Origin of the sequence: Pseudomonas edaphica, assembly GCF_965277385.1 — a bacterium.
In the GTDB taxonomy this organism is placed as follows: Bacteria; Pseudomonadota; Gammaproteobacteria; order Pseudomonadales; family Pseudomonadaceae; genus Aquipseudomonas; species Aquipseudomonas edaphica.
Genome location: NZ_OZ255725.1, coordinates 4,037,334 through 4,059,633 on the forward strand (window position 1 = coordinate 4,037,334; position 22,300 = coordinate 4,059,633).

Here is a 22,300-nt window from a genome sequence, read left to right on the forward strand (position 1 = left end):
CAAATCAAGTACAGACCTTATCATGCCGGAGGGGCGCTTGCCTTCAGGCAGCCAGAAAGTAAGAAGCCTCCCAGCTATTAGACTGGAAGGCTTCGCGGCGGTAGCTGCCTTTGCCCTTGCCGGCGCGTTCCTGACGGCTGCGGAACAGTGGCTGGGCGATGATGGATTTGGCTTTGTTGGGGCCATGCTTGGATGGCTTTTTGCTCATGGTCGGTACTCTCTCGAGGTGGGGGGCTTGAGGTGGGGTGAAGCGGTGCAAATCATCTGCCGAAGTGGCGCGGCTGTAAAGCCCTGCGATGTGTAGGTGGTTTCACCTATTCAAGTGGGCACGGCCAATGTGGGAGCTGGCTTGCCTGCGATGGCGGTCCATCAGCAAAAATATAGTGGCTGACACACCGCTATCGCAGGCAAGCCAGCTCCCACAGGGAACAGTGGGGTTATTCAGCGGGGAGTGTCAGGCGTTGGCCAGACATCAACAGTGACAAACGGCTCAGGCTCATCCACGGCGAACCTGCCGCCTGGCCTTTGATCTGCGCGTCGATGCGTTGCGCTTCCAACAACAGCTGCGCCCAGCGTTGCGCCGAGTGGCGTTGCAGGGCTTTGCTCATCAGGGGTTTGCGCTTGTCCCACACCGGCGGCCTGGCCTGGCTGAAGCATTTGTCCAGCGGCGTGCCTTGGCTGTATTGCAGGGCAATATTGGCCAGCACTCGCAACTCTCGAGCCAGCGCCCACAGAATCACCGGCGGTTCCACACCTTCACCGCGCAAGCCTTCGAGCATGCGCAGGGCGTGGGCGGGTTCGCCATTGAGAATCGCGTCCACCAACCCGAACACATCAAAGCGCGCGCTATCAGCCACCGCGCCCTGGACGGTTTCGACGGTGATCTGCCCGTCTTCGGCCATCAGCTTGAGCTTTTCGATTTCCTGGGCGGCGGCAAGCAGGTTGCCCTCGACCCTGGCGGCGATGAGCTCGACGGCATCTTGCGTTGCCGACAGCCCTGATTGCGACAGGCGCTGACGTATCCATTGCGGCAACTGGTTGCTGTCTACTGGCCAGATCTGGATGAACTGGGTTTGCGGGCCTTCTACCAGCGCCTTGCCCCACTTGGTTTTCTGCGCGCTGCCATCAAGCTTGGGCAAGCTGATCAGCAGTACCGTGTCCTCAGCGGGGCGTGAGCAGTATTCCATCAACGCCGCCGCGCCCTTGTCACCTGGCTTGCCTGAAGGCAGGCGCAGTTCCAGCAGGCGTTTCTCGGCGAACAACGACATGCTCGCACCGGCTTGCAGCAGCGTGCCCCAGTCGAAACTGGCGTCGGCGCTGAACACCTGGCGTTCATCGAAGCCTTGCTGGCGTGCGGCGGTGCGAATCGCGTCGGCCGCTTCCTGGCACAGCAGCGGGTCATCACCGCTGACGATATAGACAGGCGCAAGGCCACCTTGCAGGTGCTTGGCGAGTTGGGCGGGGGCAAGTTTCATAGGCGGGGCGAACGGGGCGCCAGGGGCGCCCCGTCTGGCTTACTCGACAGGGACTTCGGCAGGCGATTGTTTCGGCGTGTTGTCTTCGTATTCTTGCGCAGCTTTCAGGGCATCGGCGTCAGCCTTGGCCTTGTTGTCGGCGGTCAGTTGCAAGGCGGCCAGTTTCTCTGGCGTCAGCTGTTGCAGACGAATCATCAGACGCTGGATCACCTCACGACGCATTTCCTTGCGAACCTGGATGATCTCCGAGTCCGAGCCCACCAGGTTGTTACCGTCGTGGCTCACGACTTTCTGCACTTCAACCTTGTCACCCATCAATGGCAGGTGGTCGCGGCCTTGCAGTTCATAGACGACCAGGGTGCTCAGCTCAATGTCCGACGCACGGCCGGCACTGGCGTAGCTGAGGTTGCGCTGGGTTTCTTTCTCGTCCACCAGATTCAGTTTGTAAGTCGCGCCGGAACCGACGCGTACACCGCTGCTTTCCAGGGCCTGGCGCAGCTGGGTCACGGTCTCGCCGTAGGCGTTGCGTGCGCTGACGTCCAGTTCCTTGATGCTCAGTTCATTGGTGGCGGTGCCACGCAGCTGGAAGCCGCAAGCGCTCAGCAGCACAGCGAGGCCCATCACCAGCAAATTGCGTTTGATCATTTTGTTGCTCCCCTTGAAACCATGTGGGCCTTATCGAGGCCTTAAAGGTTTAGTTCGGCGCAGGGCTCAAGCCCTGCGCCCGATCCGATTAGCTGGCGACGATGTTGACCAGTTTGCCCGGCACTACGATCACTTTGCGGATCGTCAGGCCTTCGGTAAAGCGCAGCACATTTTCGTTGATGCGCGCTGCGGCTTCCACGTCTTCACGGCTGGCGCTGGCAGGCATGTCGATCTGGCCGCGCAGTTTACCGTTAACCTGGATAACCAGTTGCAATGTGTCCTGTACCAGCGCGCTGTCATCCTGCACCGGCCAGCGCGCATCGATGACCGCGTCGCTGTGGCCCAGGCGGCTCCACAGTTCATGGCTGATGTGCGGCGTGATTGGCGCCAGCAGCAACACCACAGCTTCCAGGCCTTCCTGTACCAGCGCGCGGTCCTGTTCGGTGGCTTGCGGGGCTTTTTCCAGCACGTTCATCAGTGTCATCACCTGAGCGATGGCGGTGTTGAACTTGTGGTTCTGGCCCACGTCCTGGCTGGCCTGGCGGATGGCCAGGTGGGTGCTGCGGCGAATGGCTTTTTGCTCATCGCTCAACGACGCCACGTCCAGTTTGCCCGGTAAACCCTGGCTGACATGGGCGTGCGCCAGGCGCCAGACGCGCTTGAGGAAACGGTGCGAGCCTTCAACGCCGGAGTCGGACCATTCGGCGCTCATGTCGGGCGGCGAGGCGAACATCATGAACAGGCGGCAGGTATCGGCGCCGAACTGATCGATCATCGACTGTGGGTCGACGCCGTTGTTCTTGGACTTGGCCATCTTCTCGGTGCCACCGATTTCCACCGGCAGGCCGTCGGATTTCAGCGTGGCGCTGATGACCTTGGCTTTGCTGTCACGCTCAAGCTCGACGTCCGCCGGGTTGAACCAGGTGTAGGCGCCGTTGGCTTCGCGGCGATAGTAAGTCTCGGCGATCACCATGCCTTGGGTCAGCAGGTTCTTGAACGGCTCATCGGAGCTCACCAGGCCTTCGTCGCGCATCAGCTTGTGGAAGAAGCGCGCGTAGAGCAGGTGAAGAATCGCGTGTTCGATGCCGCCGATGTATTGATCCACCGGCAACCAGTGGTCGGCTGCGGATTTTTCTACCAGGCCGCCTTCATAGTGTGGCGAGGCGTAGCGGGCGTAGTACCACGAGGACTCGACGAAGGTGTCCATGGTGTCGGTTTCACGCTTGGCAGGTGCGCCGCATTTAGGGCACGTGCACGCGTAGAACTCAGGCATGCGCGCCAATGGCGAACCGGCGCCATCCGGCACCACGTCTTCGGGCAGTACCACCGGCAACTGGTCTTCCGGCACCGGCACGTCACCGCAGGTTTCGCAGTGGATGATCGGGATCGGGCAGCCCCAGTAGCGCTGGCGGCTGATGCCCCAGTCGCGCAGGCGGAACTGGGTGCGCGAGGCACCGAGGTTCTTTTTGATCAAGGCAACTTCGATGGCGTCGAAGGCACCCTGGAAGTCCAGGCCATCGAACTCACCGGAGTTGATCAGCGTACCGTGTTCGCCGTAGGCGTCTTGCCACGGGGCCGGGTTGGTATCACCCGAGCTGGTACGCACGACCGACTTGATCGGCAGGCTGTACTTGGTGGCGAACTCGAAATCGCGCTCGTCGTGGGCCGGCACAGCCATGACTGCGCCATCGCCGTAGTGCATCAGCACGTAGTTGGCGACCCACACCGGCAGTTTTTCGCCCGTCAGTGGGTGCTCGACGAACAGGCCGGTTGGCAGGCCTTTTTTCTCTTGGGTGGCAACGTCGGCTTCGGCCACGCTGCCGCCTTTGCATTCAGCGATGAACGCCGAAAGCTCTGGGTTGTTCTGTGCAGCCTGGGTGGCCAGCGGGTGCTCGGCGGCCACGGCGACGTAAGTCGCGCCCATCAGGGTATCGGGGCGGGTGGTGAAGACTTTGAGTGCGCCCGTTTCGCCGATCGAGTCGACGTTGTACGGGAACTGCACTTCCATGCCTTTGGATTTGCCGATCCAGTTACGCTGCATGGTTTTGACCTGCTCAGGCCAGCCCGGCATGTCATCGAGGCTCGACAAGAGTTCATCGGCGTAGGCCGTGATCTTGAAGTAGTACATCGGGATCTGGCGCTTTTCGATCACCGCGCCGGAACGCCAGCCGCGACCGTCGATGACCTGCTCGTTGGCCAGTACGGTCTGGTCGATCGGGTCCCAGTTCACGGTGCCGTTTTTACGGTAGATCACGCCTTTTTCGAACAGGCGCGTGAACAGCCACTGTTCCCAGCGGTAGTAATCGGGCTTGCAGGTGGTCACTTCGCGGGACCAGTCCACCGCCAGGCCCAGGCTGCGCAGCTGGGTTTTCATGTAGGCGATGTTTTCGTAGGTCCACTTGGCGGGCGCCACGTTGTTTTTCATCGCGGCGTTTTCCGCCGGCATGCCGAAGGCGTCCCAACCCATAGGTTGCAGGACGTTTTTGCCGAGCATGCGCTGGTAGCGGGAAATTACGTCGCCGATGGTGTAGTTACGCACGTGCCCCATGTGTAGCTTGCCGCTGGGGTAAGGGAACATCGATAGGCAGTAGTAAGTCTCCTTGCCTGGCTGTTCACTGACTTCAAAGGACTTTTGCTCGTCCCAGAAGGTTTGGGCGGCATTTTCTATTTCACGGGGCTGATATTGTTCGTGCATGGCTACTTTTGAACTGAATAGGGGTGGCCTAATCCTCTTCGGTACAACATTCAGGTTGATCGACACCAAAAAGCGGCGCGTCCGTGCCCAAACCCTGCGGGAAGTGGAGTTACAGGAAGCGCCGTAGCATACATGACCCCACTCTATCGAGGGAAACCCTGATTGCGCGGCGAGGGCCGTCTGTCGCGGCGCGAGGCAGGCGCAGCCATGGGGACTACGCTGTTTATTGGGGAGTGAGTCTTATCTTCAATGAGGTGAGGGGATGGTTGAATCGCAGCGAACTTTAATGAAACCGCAATTGTATGAAGGACTGATCGACCGTTTGGGTCGGGCATTGGATGCCGCAAGAACCGCAGGCCGATTGCGTGATGAGCGGCCTCTGGAGCTGGAGTTGCGAGGCTTGAGCCAGGCTGAACTTGAATTGATCAAGTGCTACCTGGAATTGAATCACCACCGTGCCTCTCAGGAACGGGCTGCCCCGCCCGCCCAAGAGCCTTTGCGTTCGGCCAAGGTGATCTGGCTGAAAGATGTGTCTGCTGGTCGCGGTCCCGATAAGCGTCGGGTCGCACGGTAAACGTGGAGCACCGCGTTATCCTTTGAGTCGTTCTCGAAACAGGTTGGTAAAGATTGTCGCTAAACCCCGTTGCATCTAGGCTTCGGGCATCTTTGGAGATGCCCGATGCCTTTTCGTTATTTCATTAAACAATTGCTCTTGCCGCCCGGCCTCTTTTTGCTGCTGCTGGCGCTTGCCTGGTGGTTGCGTAAAAGTCGCCCGCGCCTGGCCGGATGCTGCTTTGCCGTGGGGTTCGGGGGGCTGTGGTTGATCAGCCTGCCGGTGATGGTGCAATGGGGCGCGCATGCCCTGGAGACCGAGCCGCCGTTGGCCCGTGAAGAATGGGCGACGCTGGCCCAGCGCGCTGACGCGATTGTGGTGCTGGGGTCGGGGCGTGAGCGCGGTGACCCCGCGTGGGGTTCCGATCAACCCACCGGTACTGGGCTTGAGCGCCAGCGTTATGCTGCGCGTCTGGCCAAGGCCTCCGGCTTGCCGGTGCTGACCAGCGGCGGCTTGCACTACGGCACGCCACCCAGTGAGGCTGAGCTGATGGCGGTGTCGATGCAGGATGACTTTGGCGTCACCGTGCGTTGGAAAGAAGAGCGCAGCCGCACCACCTGGGAAAACGCGCAGATGAGCGCCGAAATCCTGTTGCCGCAAGGCATCAGGCGCGTGGTGGTGGTGACCCAGGCCTGGCATATGCCGCGTGCGGTATGGAGCTTCGAGAAGGCCGGTTTTACGGTAGTGCCAGGGCCGGTGGGCTTTTTGGGCGTAGACAATGCGCGACCGCTGGGCGGCTGGATGCCCGAGTTTGTGTCAGTGTGGCGCAGCGGGCAGTTGATCAATGAGGCGGTGGGGCAGGTGGGGTATCGGGTGTTTTACCGATAAGTCCAAGCGCAGCCGATCCAATGTGGGAGCTGGCTTGCCTGCGATGGCGTTGTGTCAGTTGGCCCGTGTTTAGCTGGCTGACCGCTATCGCAGGCAAGCCAGCTCCCACATTGGTTTTATGCCGTTCGTTAGACGGTTTTAGACATCCGGCCCGCCAGCAGCGCCCAGCCGAACAAGCCCAGGCACACAATGATCAACGGCCACGAGCGCCATTGCAGGTACGGCGTCAGGTTATGCATCGGCACCACTTCGCCGTAAAGAATCCCGCGCTCGAACTGCGGGATCTGCGCGGTAATCTGCCCAAATGGGTTGATCAAACCAGTCACCCCATTGTTAGTGGCGCGGATCATCCAACGGCCAGCCTCCAATGCACGCATCTGCGCCATTTGCAGGTGTTGCAGCGGGCCGATGGAGCGGCCGAACCAGGTGTCGTTGCTGATGGTCAGCAGCAAATCGCTCTGGGCCGACAGGCCTGCGGCGAATTCCGGGTACACCACTTCATAGCAAATGAACGGCGCAATCTGATAGCCCTTGGCCTGCAGCATCGCCTGATCGGACGGGCCGCGGGCGAAGTCCGACATTGGCAAATCGAAGAAGGCGATCAGCCCGCGCAGCATGTCTTGCAACGGCACGTATTCACCAAAAGGCACCAGTTTTTGCTTGAGGTAAGTGCCACCACCTTCACCCACCACCGTGATGCCGTTGAAGTAGCGCTTCTGGTGGTGCACTTCCTGGCGAATCGGTACGCCGGTGATCAGCGCGGAGTGCCGGTCGGCGGCAAACTTGCCCATCATGCCCAGGTAGCCTTCGACTGACTCTTTGAGCACCGGCACCGCGGTTTCCGGCCATACCAGCAGGTCTACCGGCTTGGAGCTGAAACTCATGTCGCGGTACAGCGCCAACTGCGCGTCGATCTGCGCGGGGTCCCATTTCATGCTCTGTTCGACATTGCCCTGGATCGCCGCCACCGTCAGTGGGGCGCCCGAGGGCGAGGTCCAGGCGTGATGCTTGAGCGCCAGGCCGATGGCCCAGGGTGCAACCAACAACACCAAGCCTGCGCCGATGAAGCCGTTGCGCTTGCTTGCCAGCAGGCGCGGCAGGTTGCACAGCACGGCAGCCGTCAGCGCCAGGGCAAAGGAGATCAGCCACATGCCGCCCAGTGGCGCAAGGCCGGTGAGCGGGCCATCGAGTTGGCTGTAACCGGAGTACAACCAAGGGAAACCGGTCAGGAACCAACCACGAAACGCTTCCTGGCCAACCCACAGCGCCGCAAAGGTCAGCGCATCGGCCAGCGGCGCCTCATTGCGACGCAGCCAGCGTGCCCACAGCCAAGCGGGCAGGGCGAAGAACCAGGCAATCGCGGCGGTAAACAACAGCATCAAAAAGCCAGCCAGCAACACCGAAGCGCCGCCGAAGTGGTGGATGCTGTAGTAGATCCAACTGGTGCCGGCGCCAAACAGGCCAAAACCGAAACACCAGCCACGGCCCAGGGCCTGACGTGGCGTCAGCTCGCGCAGCCCCACATAGAACAGCCCGACGGCCAGTAGCGCAAATGGCCACAGATCGAAGGGCGCCAGCGCCAGAGTAGTGATGGCGCCGGCCACCACGGCCAGCAGGTTACCGGGCCAGCCGGGTGCAATCAGACGGCGCATGTAGGGGTGGGTCATCAGCTATTTCCTGTGTCGCGCCGGGCCTGCTGCGGCACAGGGCAAGGCGCGAGGAGTGTGGTTTGGTTTTTCCGAATGAACGACGAGTAACGCAGCCCTGTGCCGCAGCAGGCCCGGCCCTTCGGGTTGCCCCTGAGAGCGGGCCATGCTGCGTTGCAGGCCTTGAAAAGGGAACGCCATTCCCTGCGGCCTGCGCCTTGCCTGGCCCGCTCTCAGGGGCAACGCGACACAGGAAATAGCTGATGCCCCACCCCTTCCTTAGCGGGCAATCGGAGTCAGGCGGATCAAGTGGATACGACGGCTATCCGCATTCAGAATGCGAAAGCGATAAGCGCCAATCTCGGTGGTTTCGTTACGTTTTGGCAGGTGCCCGAACGCACTCATCACCAAGCCGCCCACGGTGTCGAATTCATCGTCGGAGAATTCGCTGTCGAAGAACTCGTTGAAGTTCTCGATCGGCGTGAGCGCCTTGATCAGGAAATCACCGCTGGGCAGCGGCTTGATGTAGCTGTCTTCTTCGACGTCGTGCTCGTCTTCGATGTCGCCGACGATTTGCTCGAGCACGTCTTCGATGGTCACAAGACCAGCCACGCCGCCGTATTCGTCGATCACAATGGCCATGTGATTGTGGTTGGCGCGGAACTCGCGCAGCAGCACATTCAGGCGCTTGGATTCAGGCACGAAGGTGGCCGGGCGCAGCAGGTCCTTGATGTTGAAGCTGTCGCCGTTCTCCTTGAGGATCAGCGGCAGCAGGTCCTTGGCCAGCAGGACGCCCATGACGTCGTCATGGCTTTCACCGATCACCGGGTAGCGCGAGTGCGCCGAGTCGATCACGGCCGGGAGGAATTCCCGTGGGGTCTGGGTCGCCTTGATGCTGATCATCTGCGAACGCGGGACCATGATGTCCCGAACCTGCAGGTCAGCCACCTGGATGGCGCCTTCGACGATGGCCAGCGCTTCGCTGTCCAGCAACTTGTTCTGATGGGCCTCGCGCAGCAGCTCCAGCAGCTCCTGGCGGTTTTTCGGCTCGTGGGCAAAAGCCTGGGTCAGTTTACCCAGCCATGACTTCTGCCCGTTGCTCGATCGGTCTTCGCTCATAGCGATTACTCTAAATCCTTTGTTGTGTCAGTTATGTGTAGTTTCAGTTTTCGTCGTCTGCATACGGATCAGGGTGACCCAGTTCAGCAAGCAACGTTTGTTCCAGTGTTTCCATTTCGCAGGCTTCGTCATCGTCTATATGGTCGTAACCCAAGAGATGCAAGCAGCCGTGGATGACTAGATGGGCCCAGTGGGCCTCAAGTTCCTTGCCTTGTTCCTTCGCCTCGCGCTCCACCACTTCGACGCAGATCACCAGGTCGCCCAGTAACGGGATATCCAGTAACTCATCCGGCACGTCGGCGGGAAAGGACAGCACGTTGGTCGCGTAATCCTTTTGGCGCCAGGTGTGATTCAGTTCACGGCCTTCGGGCTCGTCCACCAGGCGGATGGTCAGTTCCGAGTCGGCGGTGCGCTGGCGCAGGGCCAAAGCGCACCATTGACGGAACTGCGCTTCGCTGGGGGCGGGCGCGTCGGTGGCCAGCTGCAGGTCTAGCTCAAGCATCGCGGCGCACGTCCTTGGCGGGTGCGTCATCGCGGTGCTCAAAGCGCTCGTAGGCCTCGACAATGCGCTGCACCAGCGGGTGGCGAACCACGTCTTTGGGCATGAAATGCGTGAAGCTGATACCTGGCACGTCCTTGAGCACGTCGATCACCTGGGCCAGGCCGGACTTGGTGCCCTTGGGCAGGTCGACCTGGGTGACGTCGCCGGTGATCACGGCGGTGGAGCCGAAACCGATACGGGTGAGGAACATTTTCATCTGTTCGACCGTGGTGTTCTGGCTTTCGTCGAGGATGATGAAGCTGTTGTTCAAGGTGCGACCACGCATGTAGGCCAGCGGGGCGATCTCGATCACCTGGCGCTCAATCAACTTGGCCACGTATTCAAAGCCGAGCATCTCGTACAGCGCGTCGTAGAGCGGGCGCAGGTACGGGTCGATCTTCTGGGCCAGGTCGCCGGGCAGGAAGCCAAGCTTCTCGCCAGCCTCGACCGCCGGACGCACCAGCAGGATGCGCCGCACTTGCTCGCGCTCCAGGGCGTCGACCGCACAGGCCACGGCCAGGTAGGTCTTGCCGGTACCGGCGGGGCCGATGCCGAAGTTGATATCGTTACCGAGGATTTCCTTGACGTAGCGCTGCTGATTCAAGCCGCGTGGGCGAATCATGCCTTTTTTGGTGCGCAGGGCCACGCTGGCTTCGGCCACCGGGTTGTTGGCCAAGTCTTCCACGGCGGATTCCTGCAGATACAGGTGCACGGTCTCCGGCGACAGCTCACTACCCTTGGTTTCGCGGTAGAGGCGGCGCAGCAGGTTTTCTGCAGACGTGGTGTGCTGGGGTTCACCAATAAGCTCGAACTGATTGCCGCGGTTGCGGATCTCGATGCTCAGGCGTTGTTCGATCAGGCGCAGGTGCTCGTCGAACTGTCCGCACAGGTTGGCGAAACGGCGAGCCTCAAACGGCTCGAGGAGAAAACGATGGGGTTCTGCTATGGGTGCGTTCAAGGTTGCTTTTAGCCGCCCTTTGGCTGTTTAGGTGAAAGAGAGGATAACGCCAGCGCTCGGCGTGCGAAAGCACTTATATAGGCTGGCTCAATCTCAAGAACCATGAAGATCCACTGTGGGAGCTGGCTTGCCTGCGATTGCGGTGTATCAGTGCCAATTGTGTTAACTGGCCCACCGCTATCGCAGGCAAGCCAGCTCCCACATTTTGATCTTCATCAGGTCAGAGCAATCAGTTGATCAGCGACCCACGCAGCGAGTGCGGTTGCGCCGCATCGATGTGCACATCGGCAAACTGGCCGATCAGAGTCGGGTTGTCGCAGCGGAAGTTGACGATCCGGTTGTTCTCGGTACGCCCTTGCAATTCGCCCGGGTCTTTTTTCGAGTAGTCGGTGACCAGGATGCGCTGGATCGAACCGACCATTTGTCGGCTGATCTCGAAACCTTGCTGGTTCAGGCGATGTTGCAGCGCGTTCAAGCGCTCTTTTTTCAGCGATTCCGGCGTGTCATCCGCCAAGTCCGCTGCCGGCGTGCCTGGACGCTGGCTGTAGACGAACGAATACGAGAAGTCGAAGCCGACGTCTTCGATTAGCTTCATGGTCTGCTCGAAATCTTTCTCGGTCTCGCCAGGGAAGCCGACGATGAAGTCCGAACTGATGCAGATGCCCGGCACGGCGGCGCGCAATTTACGCAGCTTGGATTTGTACTCCAGGGCGGTGTGGTTGCGCTTCATGGCCGCCAGAATGCGGTCCGAACCCGACTGCACCGGCAAATGCAGGTGCTTGACCAGCTCCGGCACCTCGGCGTGTGCCTGGATCAGGCTGTCGGAGAACTCCAGCGGGTGCGAGGTGGTGTAGCGAATACGCTCGATGCCGTCCACCGCTGCCACCACGCGGATCAACTCCGCGAGGTCGGCCAGGCGCCCGTCGTGGGTCTGGCCGCGATAGCCGTTGACGTTCTGGCCCAGCAAGGTCACTTCGCGCACGCCGTTTTCGGCCAAGTGGATGATTTCCGACAGCACGTCGTCAAACGGCCGGCTGACTTCTTCGCCACGGGTGTAGGGCACCACGCAGAAGGTGCAGTACTTGCTGCAGCCTTCCATGACCGACACATAGGCACTCGGCCCGTCGATGCGCGGTTCGGGCAAATGGTCGAATTTTTCGATTTCGGGGAACGACACGTCCACCTGCGGCAGCTTGGTGATGCGTGCGGCGTCGATCATTTCCGGCAGGCGGTGCAGGGTTTGCGGGCCGAAAACCACGTCGACATAGGGGGCGCGGTCGCGGATCGCGGCGCCTTCCTGGCTGGCCACGCAGCCCCCGACGGCGATCACCATCTCCGGGTTGGCCAGTTTCAATTCACGCCAGCGGCCCAGCTGGGAGTACACACGGTCCTGGGCACGCTCGCGGATCGAGCAGGTATTGAGCAGGATTACGTCGGCATCTTCGGCGCGGGCGGTGACTTCCAGGGCCTGGTGTTCGCCCAGCAGATCGACCATGCGCGAGCTGTCGTACTCGTTCATCTGGCAACCGTGGGTTTCGATGTAAAGCTTCTTGGCCATGGGAATCGTCAACTGGTGGTAAAGAACCGCGCATTATAGGGGGCATGCCCATTGGTTCCTAGCGCTGTGCATCGGGTGCCATGCTATAGTTCGCGCCCTCTTTTATATCCCCGATGTGTTGTTCGCCCACCATGACCAAACGTGAAGCTCCAATCTACAAGGTGATTTTCCTCAACCAGGGCCAGGTGTTCGAAATGTACGCCAAGCAGATCTATCAAAGTGATCTGTGGGGCTTCCTGGAAGTGGAAGAGTTCGTCTTTGGCGAGCGCACCCAATTGGTCGTCGACCCGGGCGAAGAAAAACTCAAGGCGCAGTTTGAAGGCGTGGTGCGCAGCTTTGTGCCGATGCATTCGATTGTGCGCATTGATGAAGTCGAGCGCCTGGGCACGCCGAAGATCAGCGAAGCGCGTGGCACCAGCAATGTGATGCCGTTTCCGATGCCGATGCCTGAGAAGTAAGGCGTTAGACCGAGTCAAGCTATCGCAGGCAAGCCAGCTCCCACATTTGGAATGCATTTCCTTGTGGGAGCTGGCTTGCCTGCGATAGCGGTAGGGGGGCTTAGCTGAAATCAGGGCAGGGGCGAAAAGGGCGAACGCCCGTCGGCACTCTGCAATTCCTGCAGGTAATTGCGGAAAATCTGGCCCAGCACCTGGGTGGCCACTTCCAGTTCATCACGCTGCATGTGCTCGGCGACTTCGTCGGCCGTGTCCAGCGCGTCTTCGGCACCGTTGACCGCTGCCATTTTCAGCACGATGTAGGCCTGGACGTTATTGGCCGGCACACCTTCGCCTTTGAAGAACATGTTACCCAGTTGGAATTGCGCCTGGGCGTGGCCCTGCAACGAAGCCTTTTCGAAGTAGCTCAGGGCTTTGTTGAGGTCGCGGGCCGGGTTTTTGTCGTCGTGGAAGTACTCGCCCAACTCGTATTGCGCCTGCGCATCCCCACCGTCGGCCTGTTTCTGGCACGCGCTCAGAGCTTCGGCCTGGCTGTCTGGCTGGGTATTGAGGGTGCAACGACCCATCGCTGGGATTAACAACGAGTTGCCGCCTGCCTGGGCATGTGCCAGCAGCGGCTGAAGGAGCAACAGGCAGCCCAGAACCAGGGTGCGGCCGGTGCGTTTCATGGGAATCGACTTACCTCTGACGGGGCACGCGGACCCTCGGGGGTCCAATAAGCGCGCATTATGAAATAAGCAGGCCCCTGCTTACAAAGTCTTTACTCGTTTTTCTGCTGCGTAGGCAAGTTATCTGCCGGATTGCAGGTGATTTCTCGAAAAATGCAGGAAATCTCTGTAGGCAAAGTAGCAAATCTGACGCTGCGAGGGGCAACGTCAGATGTGTGTGTCCCTTATATCAGGGCTTACTTCAGCGCTGCGAAAGCGCGCTCGGCAGCATCCAGGGTCAGTTTCAACTCCTCTTCGCCATGGGCGATTGAGGTGAACCCGGCTTCGAAAGCGCTCGGTGCCAGGTAAACGCCGCCTTCGAGCATCAAGTGGAAGAAGCGCTTGAACAGGTCGGCATCGCTGCCCATCACGTCATCAAAGGTAACAATGTCGTCGGCGCCGCTGAAGTACAGGCCGAACATGCCACCTGCTTGTGTGGTCACGAACGGGATACCCGCCGCATCGGCGCGCTGTTGCAGGCCATCGAGCAGGCGTGTGGTGTAGTCGGTCAGCTCGGCGTGGAAACCCGGGCGGCTGATCAGGCGCAGGGTGGTCAGGCCGGCCGCCATGGCCAATGGGTTACCTGACAAGGTGCCCGCCTGATACACCGGGCCAAGCGGCGCGATGTGCTGCATGATTTCGCGCTTGCCGCCGAAGCAGCCCACGGGCATGCCGCCACCGATGATCTTGCCGAAGGTGCTCAGGTCCGGCGTGACGCCGTAGTAAGCCTGGGCGCCGCCGAGGGCTACGCGGAAGCCGGTCATCACTTCGTCGAAAATCAGCACCACGCCGTGCTTGTCGCACTGCTCGCGCAAACCTTCCAGAAAACCCGGTGCCGGTGGCACGCAGTTCATGTTGCCGGCTACCGGCTCGACGATGATGCACGCCACGTCCTGGCCGACTTCGCTGAGCATCTGCTCAACGGCAGCGATGTCGTTGAACGGCAGGGTCAGGGTGTGTTTGGCAAACGCGGCCGGCACACCCGCCGAGCTTGGCACGCCTTGGGTCAGCAGGCCGGAGCCGGCTTTTACCAGCAGGCTGTCGGAGTGGCCGTGGTAGCAGCCTTCGAACTTGATGATGCTGTCGCGGCCGGTGAAACCACGGGCCAGGCGGATTGCGCTCATGGTGGCTTCGGTGCCGGAGCTGACCATGCGCACCATTTCCATCGATGGCACGATTGAGCACACCAGGTCCGCCATCTCGGTTTCCATGGCGGTCGGCGCGCCATAGGACAGGCCGTGTTGCAGCTGCTGACGCACCGCGTCGAGCACGTCCGGGTGGCTGTGGCCGAGGATCATCGGCCCCCAGGAGCCTACGTAGTCAACGTAGCGCTTGTCATCTTCGTCGGTGACGTAGGCGCCTTCGGCGTGCTTGAAGAACAACGGTGTACCGCCGACGCTCTTGAACGCACGCACGGGGGAGTTCACACCGCCGGGGATGTGTTTCTGGGCATTGGCAAACAGGGTTTCGGAACGGGACATGATCGGGCTCTCTACACTTAAACTTTAAGAAGGTCGTTGAAGGCGCGGGCGCGGCGCGTGACTTCCTGGGTGCTGTCGGCACCGAACAGGCCGTGTACCACGGCGAGCAGGTCGGCACCGTGGGCCACCAGGGGGGCGGCGTTCTCCAGGGTGACGCCACCGATCACGCAGATCGGCAACTGCAGACGCGTGCGGGCCTGGGCCAGCATGTCGAGCGTGGCGGCCGGCGCGCCGGGCTTGGTGTTGGAATTGAAAAAGCGGCCGAAGGCGACGTAGCTCGCGCCTTCCTTGGCGGCCTGCTCGGCCAGTTCGATCTGGCTGTGGCAGGTGGCGCCGATGATGGCTTTGGAGCCGAGCAGTGCACGGGCCGGGGTCAGTGGGCCGTCGGTTTGGCCCAGGTGTACGCCGACGCCCAGGCGCGCGGCCAATTCGGCGTCATCGTTGATGATCAACTGGGTCTTGTAGCGTGAGCACAGCTCGCGCAGTTTCTCGGCCTCACGCAGGCGCCGGGCTTCGTCGCTGCTTTTGTCGCGGTACTGCAACAGGGTTACGCCACCGTCCAGTGCTGCTTCGACGTAGGCGAGGAATTTGCCGGCCAACAGTTGGCTGTCGGTAATGGCGTAAAGGCCACGTAGTTTCATCGAGCAGGCCTCTTGTGCGGTTAAGAGCAGAAATCCAGCGGCAGACGGCGCGGCACGAACTGGCCCTGGCCGAGTTGTTCGGCGTCACGCAGGGTGCGCCAAGTGTAGTTGAGCGCCGATTGCACCGCGCTGGCCAAGCCTTCGCCCTGGGCGATCCGGCCGGCCAAGGCGCTGGCCAGCGTGCAACCCGAGCCGTGATAGCTGCCGGGCAGGCGCTGGCAGGTAAAGGTCTGGCGCGTGCCGTCGCGGCTGTACAGGCGGTTGTGCACTTCATGCTCGTCGCCGTGGCCGCCGGTGATCAGCAGATGCTTTACAAACGGCAGTAGCTTCTCGGCGCATTCGTCCGCCGTGCCCTCGGGCAATTCGGTGAGGATGCGCGCTTCCGGCAAGTTCGGCGTAGCGATCAGCGACAGTGGCAACAGCCGCTCACGCATGGCATAACCGACTTCGTCCTTGCCCAGGCTGCCGCCGCCACCGGCGCGCAGCACCGGGTCGCAGACCACCGGCAGGTGCGGGTGCGCCTGCAGCAGTTCGACCACGGTGTCGACCATCGCGGTGGAACCGAGCATGCCGAGCTTCACCGCCGCCACTTCGGAGTCGCTCAGCACGGCATTGGCCTGGGCCAGTACCCACTCGCGGTCGAGCACGCGAAAATCGCTGACATTGACAGTGTTCTGCACGGTCAAGGCAGTGACGGCCGGGGCCGCATGACAGCCTTGTGCAAGCAGGGCTTCGATATCTGCCTGCAAGCCGGCGCCACCACTGGGGTCGTGGCCGGAGAGACAGAGGACAACGGGGCGAGAGCTGTAGATATTCATGGTGCGCGAGCTTACCACCAAACGCTTTTGGCGTGGCTGTTGGGCGAGAGGCGAATTTCCCGCTTATGTTTATGGTTTGGCTTGGCTGGTTTTTTATTCAGAAAGCGCTTGAGATGCCCGTTCTAGAGCCTTTCAAAAAATTATTTCAATGGTGTCCAATGGCCTCTAGCGGCTATGCTAGAGTGGATCCAAACAACTTAATGTATCGCCGGTATACGTCTACTCAAAAGGAATGGGGGACTTTTGACATAACCGGACAGGCCACGCTGGGGCTCTATGCGCTATTTGCTGATCTTTTTATTGTGCGGGCTGCCGATGCTCGCCAGCGCCATCGAGTTCAACCCGGATACTCGAAGCCTGCCGCTGGGCCGCGTCATGCAAGTGTTCGAAGACCCAACCGACGCCCTCACCATCGCCGATGTCAGCACTCCCGCCTTCGCCGCCCAGTTCAAACCCCATGACAAAGCCACCCTCAACGCCGGCTATTCACGCTCGGTGTTCTGGCTCAAGGTCGACCTGCATTACACCGCCACTGATCCTCGCGCCCCGCGCACCTGGTTTCTGGAGTTGGCGTACCCGCCGCTTAACCAACTGGACCTGTACCAGCGCGACAGCACCGGCAATTACCGCCTGACTACCCGCACGGGCAGCACCCTGGCGTTTTCCAGCCGTGAAGTGCGCCAGGCCAACTACCTGTTCAAGCTCAATTTCGTGCCTGACCAGCAGCAAACCGTGTACCTGCGCCTGCAAAGCCAAGGCTCGATCCAGGCACCGCTGACGCTATGGTCTGCCACCGCCTACCTGGAGCAGCAGCCACTGCGCCTGTATGTATTGGGGGCTATCTATGGCGTGTTACTGGGGATGCTGGTCTACAACCTGTTCATCTACTTGAGCGTGCGCGACACCAGCTACCTCTTTTACATCCTCTATATTGCTTCGTTCGGCCTCTACCAGCTCTCGGTCAACGGCGTGGCGGTGGAATATTTCTGGCCGAACAATCCGTGGTGGGCGAATGCGGCGGTACCTTTCCTGATCGGTTCGGCGGCGTTGTTCGGTAGCTTGTTCGCGCGCAGTTTCCTGCACACCGCGCAGCACAGCCGCTGGCTTGACCGGGTTTTGCTGGCATTGGCAGCGGCTGGCGCGTTGGTCATGGTGCTGGCGCTGCTGACCAGCTACGCCGTGGCCCTGCGTTTGGCCACAGGTTTGGCGCTGGTGTTTACCGTGACCATCTTTGTGGCCGCCATCAAGGCCTGGTATTGCGGCCAGCGCATGGCGCGTTACTTCATCATCGCCTGGTCGGCGTTCCTGCTGGGCGGGGTGGTCAACACCCTGATGGTGCTGGGCTACCTGCCCAATATGTTCCTCACCATGTACGCCAGCCAGCTCGGCTCGGCCATCGAAGTGGCGCTGTTGTCCCTGGCCCTGGCGGACCGCATCAACGGCATGCGTGAGCAGCAGGCGCAGATCCTGTTCGACGCCAGCCAGAAGCTTGAAGTGCTCAACCAGCAATTGGCGCGCAGTAACCGCCTCAAAGATGAATTCCTCGCCACGCTGACCCACGAACTTCGTACCCCAATGAATGGCGTGATCGGCTCGTTGGAGCTGATGCAGACCGTGCCGCTGGATGACGACCTTGCCCAGTACCAGCAAACCGCCGCCGGTTCTGCGCGGGACATGATGCGCATGGTCAACGGCATTCTCACCCTTACCGAATTGCAGGCCGGGCGCCTCACCGCCCATCCCCAGGTCTTCAGCCTGCGGGGCACGCTCGACACCTTGCGCCAGCAATTCACCGCCAGCGCGCAAAGCAAAGGCCTGGAGTTTTCTATCGACGTGGCCGATGAACTGCCGGACCGGGTGATTGGCGATGCCGGCAAACTCACCCAATGCCTGGATTGCCTGCTCGACAATGCCTTCAAGTTCACCCACGAAGGTGCGGTACGCTTGCGCGTGGTGGGTGTGCCGCACAGTGACGGCGAACTGCGCCTGAGCTTCATTGTGACCGACAGCGGCATCGGCTTCGCTTTCCTCGATGAGGCCACGCTGTATCAGCGCTTCTTCCAGGTCGACGGTTCGATGACGCGCGAATACGGCGGCCTGGGCATCGGCCTGGCGATTTGTCGGCAGTTGATCGAACTGCTCGGCGGGCGCCTGACCCATCATTCCGAGCCCCGCAAGGGCAGCCGCTTCCAGTTGGACATGAGCGTCAACCCGGTACCGCCCGAGCCAAAGCCGGCAACGCACAAACCCCACGCGCAACGAGCGCCCCAGGAATGTACGGTGCTGTTGGTGGACGACAACAGTGTCGGCCAATTGGCGGTACGCGGCATGTTGCTCAAGCTGGGTTATCGGGTGAAAACCGTGGATAACGGCCCGGCCGCCTTGGCGCTTTTTCAGGACCAAACCTTTGATGCGGTGCTGCTGGATATACCCGAGGGCGGCTTCTCGTTGTGCTGTCAGATTCGTGCGCTACCCGGCTGCGGCGAGCTGCCGGTGATTGCCCTGAGCACCTCGCTGCACGCCCCGGATCGCGAACGTTGCCATGGGGTCGGCATCACCGAACGCCTCAGCAAACCCGTACGTTTCGAGGCGTTGCAAACGGTGCTGGAGCGGCACCTGTTGTGCCCGTTAGAGGGCGAAAGCGCCGAACAATAGGCGGGTATGCCACTTTTTTAAGCCCGATGACGGTGCTTAACTGAAATTCAGGCCTCAACCGCACGTGGCCTATTTTCCAGGAGGCCCGTCATGAACCTGCATCAATTTGCCGAAACCCACGACGTCACCAACCAGCCGCCGTCCCTGGACGGCACCAACCTTTATCGTATCGACCTGCCCCTGCAAGAATGGTCGCGACGCTTTGGCGCCGGCTGGGCGCAGGCGCGTATTGATGCGTACGGCGCGCTGGCCGGTGGGCCGTTGATGGCGGCCGGGTTCCTGGCGAATCAGAACAAGCCGGTGTTCAACAGCCATGACCGCTACGGCCATCGCATCGACCTGGTGGAATTTCATCCGGCCTATCATGAACTGATGCGCACCGCCGTCGAGCATGGCCTGCCATCGCTGCCGTGGGCGCATCCGCAGCCCGGTGCCCATGTGGCCCGCGCCGCCATGACCTACCTGCACAGCCAGGCCGAAGCCGGCAGCGGTTGCCCGTTGACCATGACCTTCGCCTGCGTCCCGGCCCTGCGCCTGCAACCGGACCTGGCGAAGACCTGGTTGCCGAAAATCCTCAACACCGAATACGACCCACGCAACGTCGGCATCGCCCACAAAGCCGGCGCCACCATCGGCATGGCCATGACCGAAAAGCAAGGCGGCACCGACGTGCGCGCCAACACCACCCGTGCCTATCCCGTGGGCGCCGGCGGCCCCGGCCAAGCCTATGAGCTGGTAGGGCACAAGTGGTTCTGCTCGGCACCGATGTGCGATGCGTTCCTCACCTTGGCGCAGACTGACAAAGGCCTGACGTGTTTCCTGCTGCCAAGGCATCGCCCGGATGACACACGCAACCAGTTCTACATCCAGCGCCTGAAAAACAAACTCGGCAATTGCTCCAACGCCTCCAGCGAAGTGGAGTTTCGTGGCGCCCTGGCCTGGATGGTTGGCGAAGAAGGCCGGGGCGTGCCGACCATAATCGAAATGGTCGCCATGACCCGTTTCGACTGCATGGTCGGCTCCAGCGCCTTGATGCGCCAGGCGTTGACCCAGGCCAGCCACCATTGCGCCCATCGCTCAGTCGGCGGCCGCGTGCTCAGTGAACAACCGTTGATGCAAAACGTGCTGGCCGACCTGGCGCTGGAGAGCGAAGCCTCCCTGGCCTTGAGCATGCGCATGGGCCGGGCGCTGGACCATCTGGATAACGAACAGGAAGCCAAATTCGCCCGGCTGGTGACGGCGGTGGGCAAGTATTGGATCTGCAAGCGCGCGCCAGCCATGATCAATGAAGCCGCCGAATGCATGGGCGGCGCCGGTTATGTCGAGGACAGTATCCTGCCGCGTCTTTACCGTGAGGCGCCGGTGAATTCGACGTGGGAAGGTTCCGGCAATGTGCAGTGCTTGGACGTGCTGCGGGCATTGTCCAAAGAACCGGGCGTGCTGGAGGCATTGTTTGTCGAACTGGGCGATGGGCATGGTGACAAGCAGCTGGCGCGGCATATCGAGCAATTGAAGTCGGCGTTTATGGACACTCAGGACATCCAGTACCGCGCGCGGCAGTTGACCGAGGACATTGCCGTGGCGTTGCAGGCCAAGCTGTTGCTGGAGGCCGGGAATGCGCTGGTCAGTGACGGGTTTATCGCCAGCCGCCTGGGGGCGTCGTCCGGCCGTGTGTACGGCACCTTGCCGCGCGGGGTGGACGTGGCGGCGATCGTTACCCGTTCAACTCCACAATCCCTCTGATTGAACACGGTCAAAATGTGGGAGCTGGCTTGCCTGCGATGGCGGTGTCCCAGCCAAGTATTCAGTGACTGACACACCGCCATCGCAGGCAAGCCAGCTCCCACCTTTTAAAGCATTCCAAACCCGGTGTTTCAGTGAGGCCGGGATACAGGCAAGATAAAGGCCTGCAAGTCAGAACACAGGATGCTTACCGTGACCGAAGCTTTTGTTGTCGTTCAAACCGCTGAAGAAGCCGTGGACCGGCTGGCGGCTCTGCATGAGCGTGCCACTGGCGCGCTTAACCAAGCCCTCAAGCAATACCTCAAAGACCGCGTCGAGCCTGACGCCGAACAACGTGCGCAGTTCCGCTACCCGGAACTGCGCCTGACCTACCACTGCCACGGCGAAGTCCCACAGACCACCCGCGCATACGCCAAGGTGCAATTGCCGGGAACCTACAGTGTCACCGTCACCCATCCGGCGGCGTTCCGTAAGTACCTGCTGGAGCAACTGGTGCCGTTGATGCACGACTTCACCGTGACGGTGGAAGTCGGCGTCAGCCAGCAGAATATTCCCTACCCGTATGTGGTGGAGCAGGGTGATGAACTGGCTGGCTCCGGTGTCACCGCCGCGACCCTCGCCCGTGTGTTCCCCAGCACCGACTTGTCTGCCGCCACCGACGGCATTGCCGATGGCCTCTACGACTGGGAAAACACCGACCCGCTGCCGCTGGCGTTGTTCGATGCGGCGCGCGTGGACTTTTCCCTGCGCCGGCTGGTGCACTACACCGGCAGCGACTGGCGCCATGTGCAGCCATGGATCCTGCTGACTAACTACCACCGCTATGTTGACCAGTTCATCCTGCATGGCCTGGAGCAACTGCGCAGCGACCCGCGGTTTATTCGCATGGTGCTGCCGGGCAACGTGATCATCGACAAGAGCATGGACCACGGCGAAGCCTCGGCCATTGCCGCAGGCGTGGTCTGGCATCGCTACCAGATGCCGGCCTATCACTTGCAGGCCGCCGACGGCCACGGTGTGACGCTGGTGAACATCGGCGTCGGCCCGTCCAACGCCAAAAACATCACCGACCACCTGGCCGTGCTGCGCCCGCATTGCTGGCTGATGATCGGCCACTGCGGCGGCCTGCGCCAATCCCAGACCATCGGCGACTACGTATTGGCTCACGCCTATATGCGCCGCGACGGGATTCTCGACCGCGTAGTCCCGCCAAACATCCCGATCCCGGCCCTGGCCGAAGTGCAGATGGCCTTGCAGCAAGCCGCTGCCAACGTCACCGGCGAAAAAGGCGAAGAGCTGAAAAAACGCCTGCGCACCGGCACCGTGCTGACCTACGACGACCGCAACTGGGAACTGCGCTGGGCGCAAGAGCGGCCACTGATCAACCTGTCCCGCGCTGTGGCGGTGGACATGGAAAGCGGCACCATCGCGGCCCAAGGCTACCGTTTGCGGGTTCCGTACGGCACTTTGCTGTGCGTGTCGGACAAGCCGCTGCACAGCGAGATCAAGCTGCCGGGTTCGGCCAACGCGTTTTATGAGCGTGCGGTCAGCCAGCACTTGAAAATCGGTATCGAGGCGGTGGATTTGTTGCGCACCGAACTCAACTCGCTGCACTCGCGCAAACTGCGCAGTTTCGACGAGCCGCCGTTCCGCTAAGCGGTTGGGATGGTCATTTAGCGGTCAGGCCACTAGCATTGTCGGTCCTGACCGTTAGATGTTCCT

19 protein-coding genes are annotated in these 22,300 nt (G+C 61.2%); 6 read left to right on the top strand and 13 right to left on the bottom strand.

Annotated features, from left to right (window positions below; all coding sequences use genetic code 11):
- Positions 1 to 43: 43 nt before the first annotated feature.
- The 4 genes from arfA to leuS form a co-directional block, all read right to left on the bottom strand.
- Positions 44 to 208, bottom strand: coding sequence for an alternative ribosome rescue factor ArfA (arfA, locus tag ACQY47_RS18360; RefSeq protein ID WP_003176285.1), 165 nt, complete (start codon positions 206 to 208; stop codon positions 44 to 46).
- A 229-nt stretch (positions 209 to 437) separates the two neighbouring features.
- Positions 438 to 1,475 (bottom strand): DNA polymerase III subunit delta, encoded by a 1,038-nt coding sequence (gene holA / locus ACQY47_RS18365; protein WP_017136058.1) that lies wholly within the window; start codon positions 1,473 to 1,475, stop codon positions 438 to 440.
- 39 nt (positions 1,476 to 1,514) lie between these two features.
- A complete protein-coding gene (gene lptE / locus ACQY47_RS18370) occupies positions 1,515 to 2,120 on the bottom strand; it encodes an LPS assembly lipoprotein LptE (RefSeq protein WP_099547591.1) in 606 nt (201 codons plus the stop codon).
- Between the two features lie 88 nt (positions 2,121 to 2,208).
- Positions 2,209 to 4,815, bottom strand: a complete 2,607-nt coding sequence (leuS, locus tag ACQY47_RS18375; RefSeq protein ID WP_428550804.1) for a leucine--tRNA ligase — start codon at positions 4,813 to 4,815, stop codon at positions 2,209 to 2,211.
- Between the two features lie 262 nt (positions 4,816 to 5,077).
- On the opposite strand from leuS, the gene ACQY47_RS18380 reads away from it, so the two are divergent.
- Together ACQY47_RS18380 and ACQY47_RS18385 are read left to right on the top strand one after the other, a co-directional pair.
- Positions 5,078 to 5,389 carry a hypothetical protein gene (locus ACQY47_RS18380; protein WP_017136061.1) on the top strand — a complete coding sequence of 104 codons (312 nt, stop codon included), beginning with the start codon at positions 5,078 to 5,080 and terminating at the stop codon, positions 5,387 to 5,389.
- Between the two features lie 105 nt (positions 5,390 to 5,494).
- The gene (locus ACQY47_RS18385; protein ID WP_428550807.1) at positions 5,495 to 6,256 is read left to right on the top strand and encodes a YdcF family protein; all 762 of its coding nucleotides are present in this window, start codon (positions 5,495 to 5,497) and stop codon (positions 6,254 to 6,256) included.
- A gap of 128 nt (positions 6,257 to 6,384) precedes the next feature.
- Here the strand turns inward: ACQY47_RS18385 and lnt are convergent, their stop codons facing one another.
- The 5 genes from lnt to miaB form a co-directional block, all read right to left on the bottom strand.
- Positions 6,385 to 7,908 (bottom strand): apolipoprotein N-acyltransferase, encoded by a 1,524-nt coding sequence (lnt, locus tag ACQY47_RS18390; protein ID WP_428557367.1) that lies wholly within the window; start codon positions 7,906 to 7,908, stop codon positions 6,385 to 6,387.
- Between the two features lie 273 nt (positions 7,909 to 8,181).
- On the bottom strand, positions 8,182 to 9,021 hold the full coding sequence (locus ACQY47_RS18395) for an HlyC/CorC family transporter (RefSeq protein ID WP_010206772.1): 840 nt from the start codon (positions 9,019 to 9,021) through the stop codon (positions 8,182 to 8,184).
- 43 nt (positions 9,022 to 9,064) lie between these two features.
- Complete coding sequence (gene ybeY / locus ACQY47_RS18400; RefSeq protein WP_017136064.1) at positions 9,065 to 9,523, bottom strand: rRNA maturation RNase YbeY; 459 nt, start codon at positions 9,521 to 9,523, stop codon at positions 9,065 to 9,067.
- Entirely contained in the window at positions 9,516 to 10,520 is a 1,005-nt protein-coding gene (locus tag ACQY47_RS18405) for a PhoH family protein (RefSeq protein WP_017136065.1), read from the bottom strand. The genes ybeY and ACQY47_RS18405 overlap by 8 nt, the downstream gene beginning before the upstream one ends.
- A gap of 229 nt (positions 10,521 to 10,749) precedes the next feature.
- Positions 10,750 to 12,078 carry a tRNA (N6-isopentenyl adenosine(37)-C2)-methylthiotransferase MiaB gene (gene miaB / locus ACQY47_RS18410; protein ID WP_099547593.1) on the bottom strand — a complete coding sequence of 443 codons (1,329 nt, stop codon included), beginning with the start codon at positions 12,076 to 12,078 and terminating at the stop codon, positions 10,750 to 10,752.
- A 131-nt stretch (positions 12,079 to 12,209) separates the two neighbouring features.
- On the opposite strand from miaB, the gene ACQY47_RS18415 reads away from it, so the two are divergent.
- Positions 12,210 to 12,536 (top strand): DUF1820 family protein, encoded by a 327-nt coding sequence (locus tag ACQY47_RS18415; protein ID WP_003194436.1) that lies wholly within the window; start codon positions 12,210 to 12,212, stop codon positions 12,534 to 12,536.
- A gap of 110 nt (positions 12,537 to 12,646) precedes the next feature.
- On the opposite strand, the gene ACQY47_RS18420 is transcribed toward ACQY47_RS18415, so the two are convergent.
- From ACQY47_RS18420 to ACQY47_RS18435, 4 genes are all read right to left on the bottom strand, one after another.
- Complete coding sequence (locus tag ACQY47_RS18420; RefSeq protein ID WP_017136068.1) at positions 12,647 to 13,201, bottom strand: tetratricopeptide repeat protein; 555 nt, start codon at positions 13,199 to 13,201, stop codon at positions 12,647 to 12,649.
- Positions 13,202 to 13,437: 236 nt separating this feature from the next.
- Positions 13,438 to 14,721, bottom strand: a complete 1,284-nt coding sequence (hemL, locus tag ACQY47_RS18425) for a glutamate-1-semialdehyde 2,1-aminomutase (protein WP_428550815.1) — start codon at positions 14,719 to 14,721, stop codon at positions 13,438 to 13,440.
- Positions 14,722 to 14,738: 17 nt separating this feature from the next.
- Positions 14,739 to 15,362: a thiamine phosphate synthase gene (thiE, locus tag ACQY47_RS18430; RefSeq protein WP_017136070.1), complete on the bottom strand. Its 624-nt coding sequence runs from the start codon at positions 15,360 to 15,362 to the stop codon at positions 14,739 to 14,741.
- Between the two features lie 20 nt (positions 15,363 to 15,382).
- Complete coding sequence (locus tag ACQY47_RS18435; RefSeq protein ID WP_428550819.1) at positions 15,383 to 16,180, bottom strand: hydroxymethylpyrimidine/phosphomethylpyrimidine kinase; 798 nt, start codon at positions 16,178 to 16,180, stop codon at positions 15,383 to 15,385.
- A 276-nt stretch (positions 16,181 to 16,456) separates the two neighbouring features.
- On the opposite strand from ACQY47_RS18435, the gene ACQY47_RS18440 reads away from it, so the two are divergent.
- From ACQY47_RS18440 to amn, 3 genes are all read left to right on the top strand, one after another.
- Entirely contained in the window at positions 16,457 to 18,835 is a 2,379-nt protein-coding gene (locus ACQY47_RS18440; RefSeq protein ID WP_428550822.1) for a hybrid sensor histidine kinase/response regulator, read from the top strand.
- Between the two features lie 90 nt (positions 18,836 to 18,925).
- Positions 18,926 to 20,578: an acyl-CoA dehydrogenase family protein gene (locus ACQY47_RS18445; protein ID WP_428550825.1), complete on the top strand. Its 1,653-nt coding sequence runs from the start codon at positions 18,926 to 18,928 to the stop codon at positions 20,576 to 20,578.
- A 183-nt stretch (positions 20,579 to 20,761) separates the two neighbouring features.
- Entirely contained in the window at positions 20,762 to 22,234 is a 1,473-nt protein-coding gene (amn, locus tag ACQY47_RS18450) for an AMP nucleosidase (RefSeq protein ID WP_169987367.1), read from the top strand.
- The last annotated feature ends 66 nt before the right edge of the window (positions 22,235 to 22,300 follow it).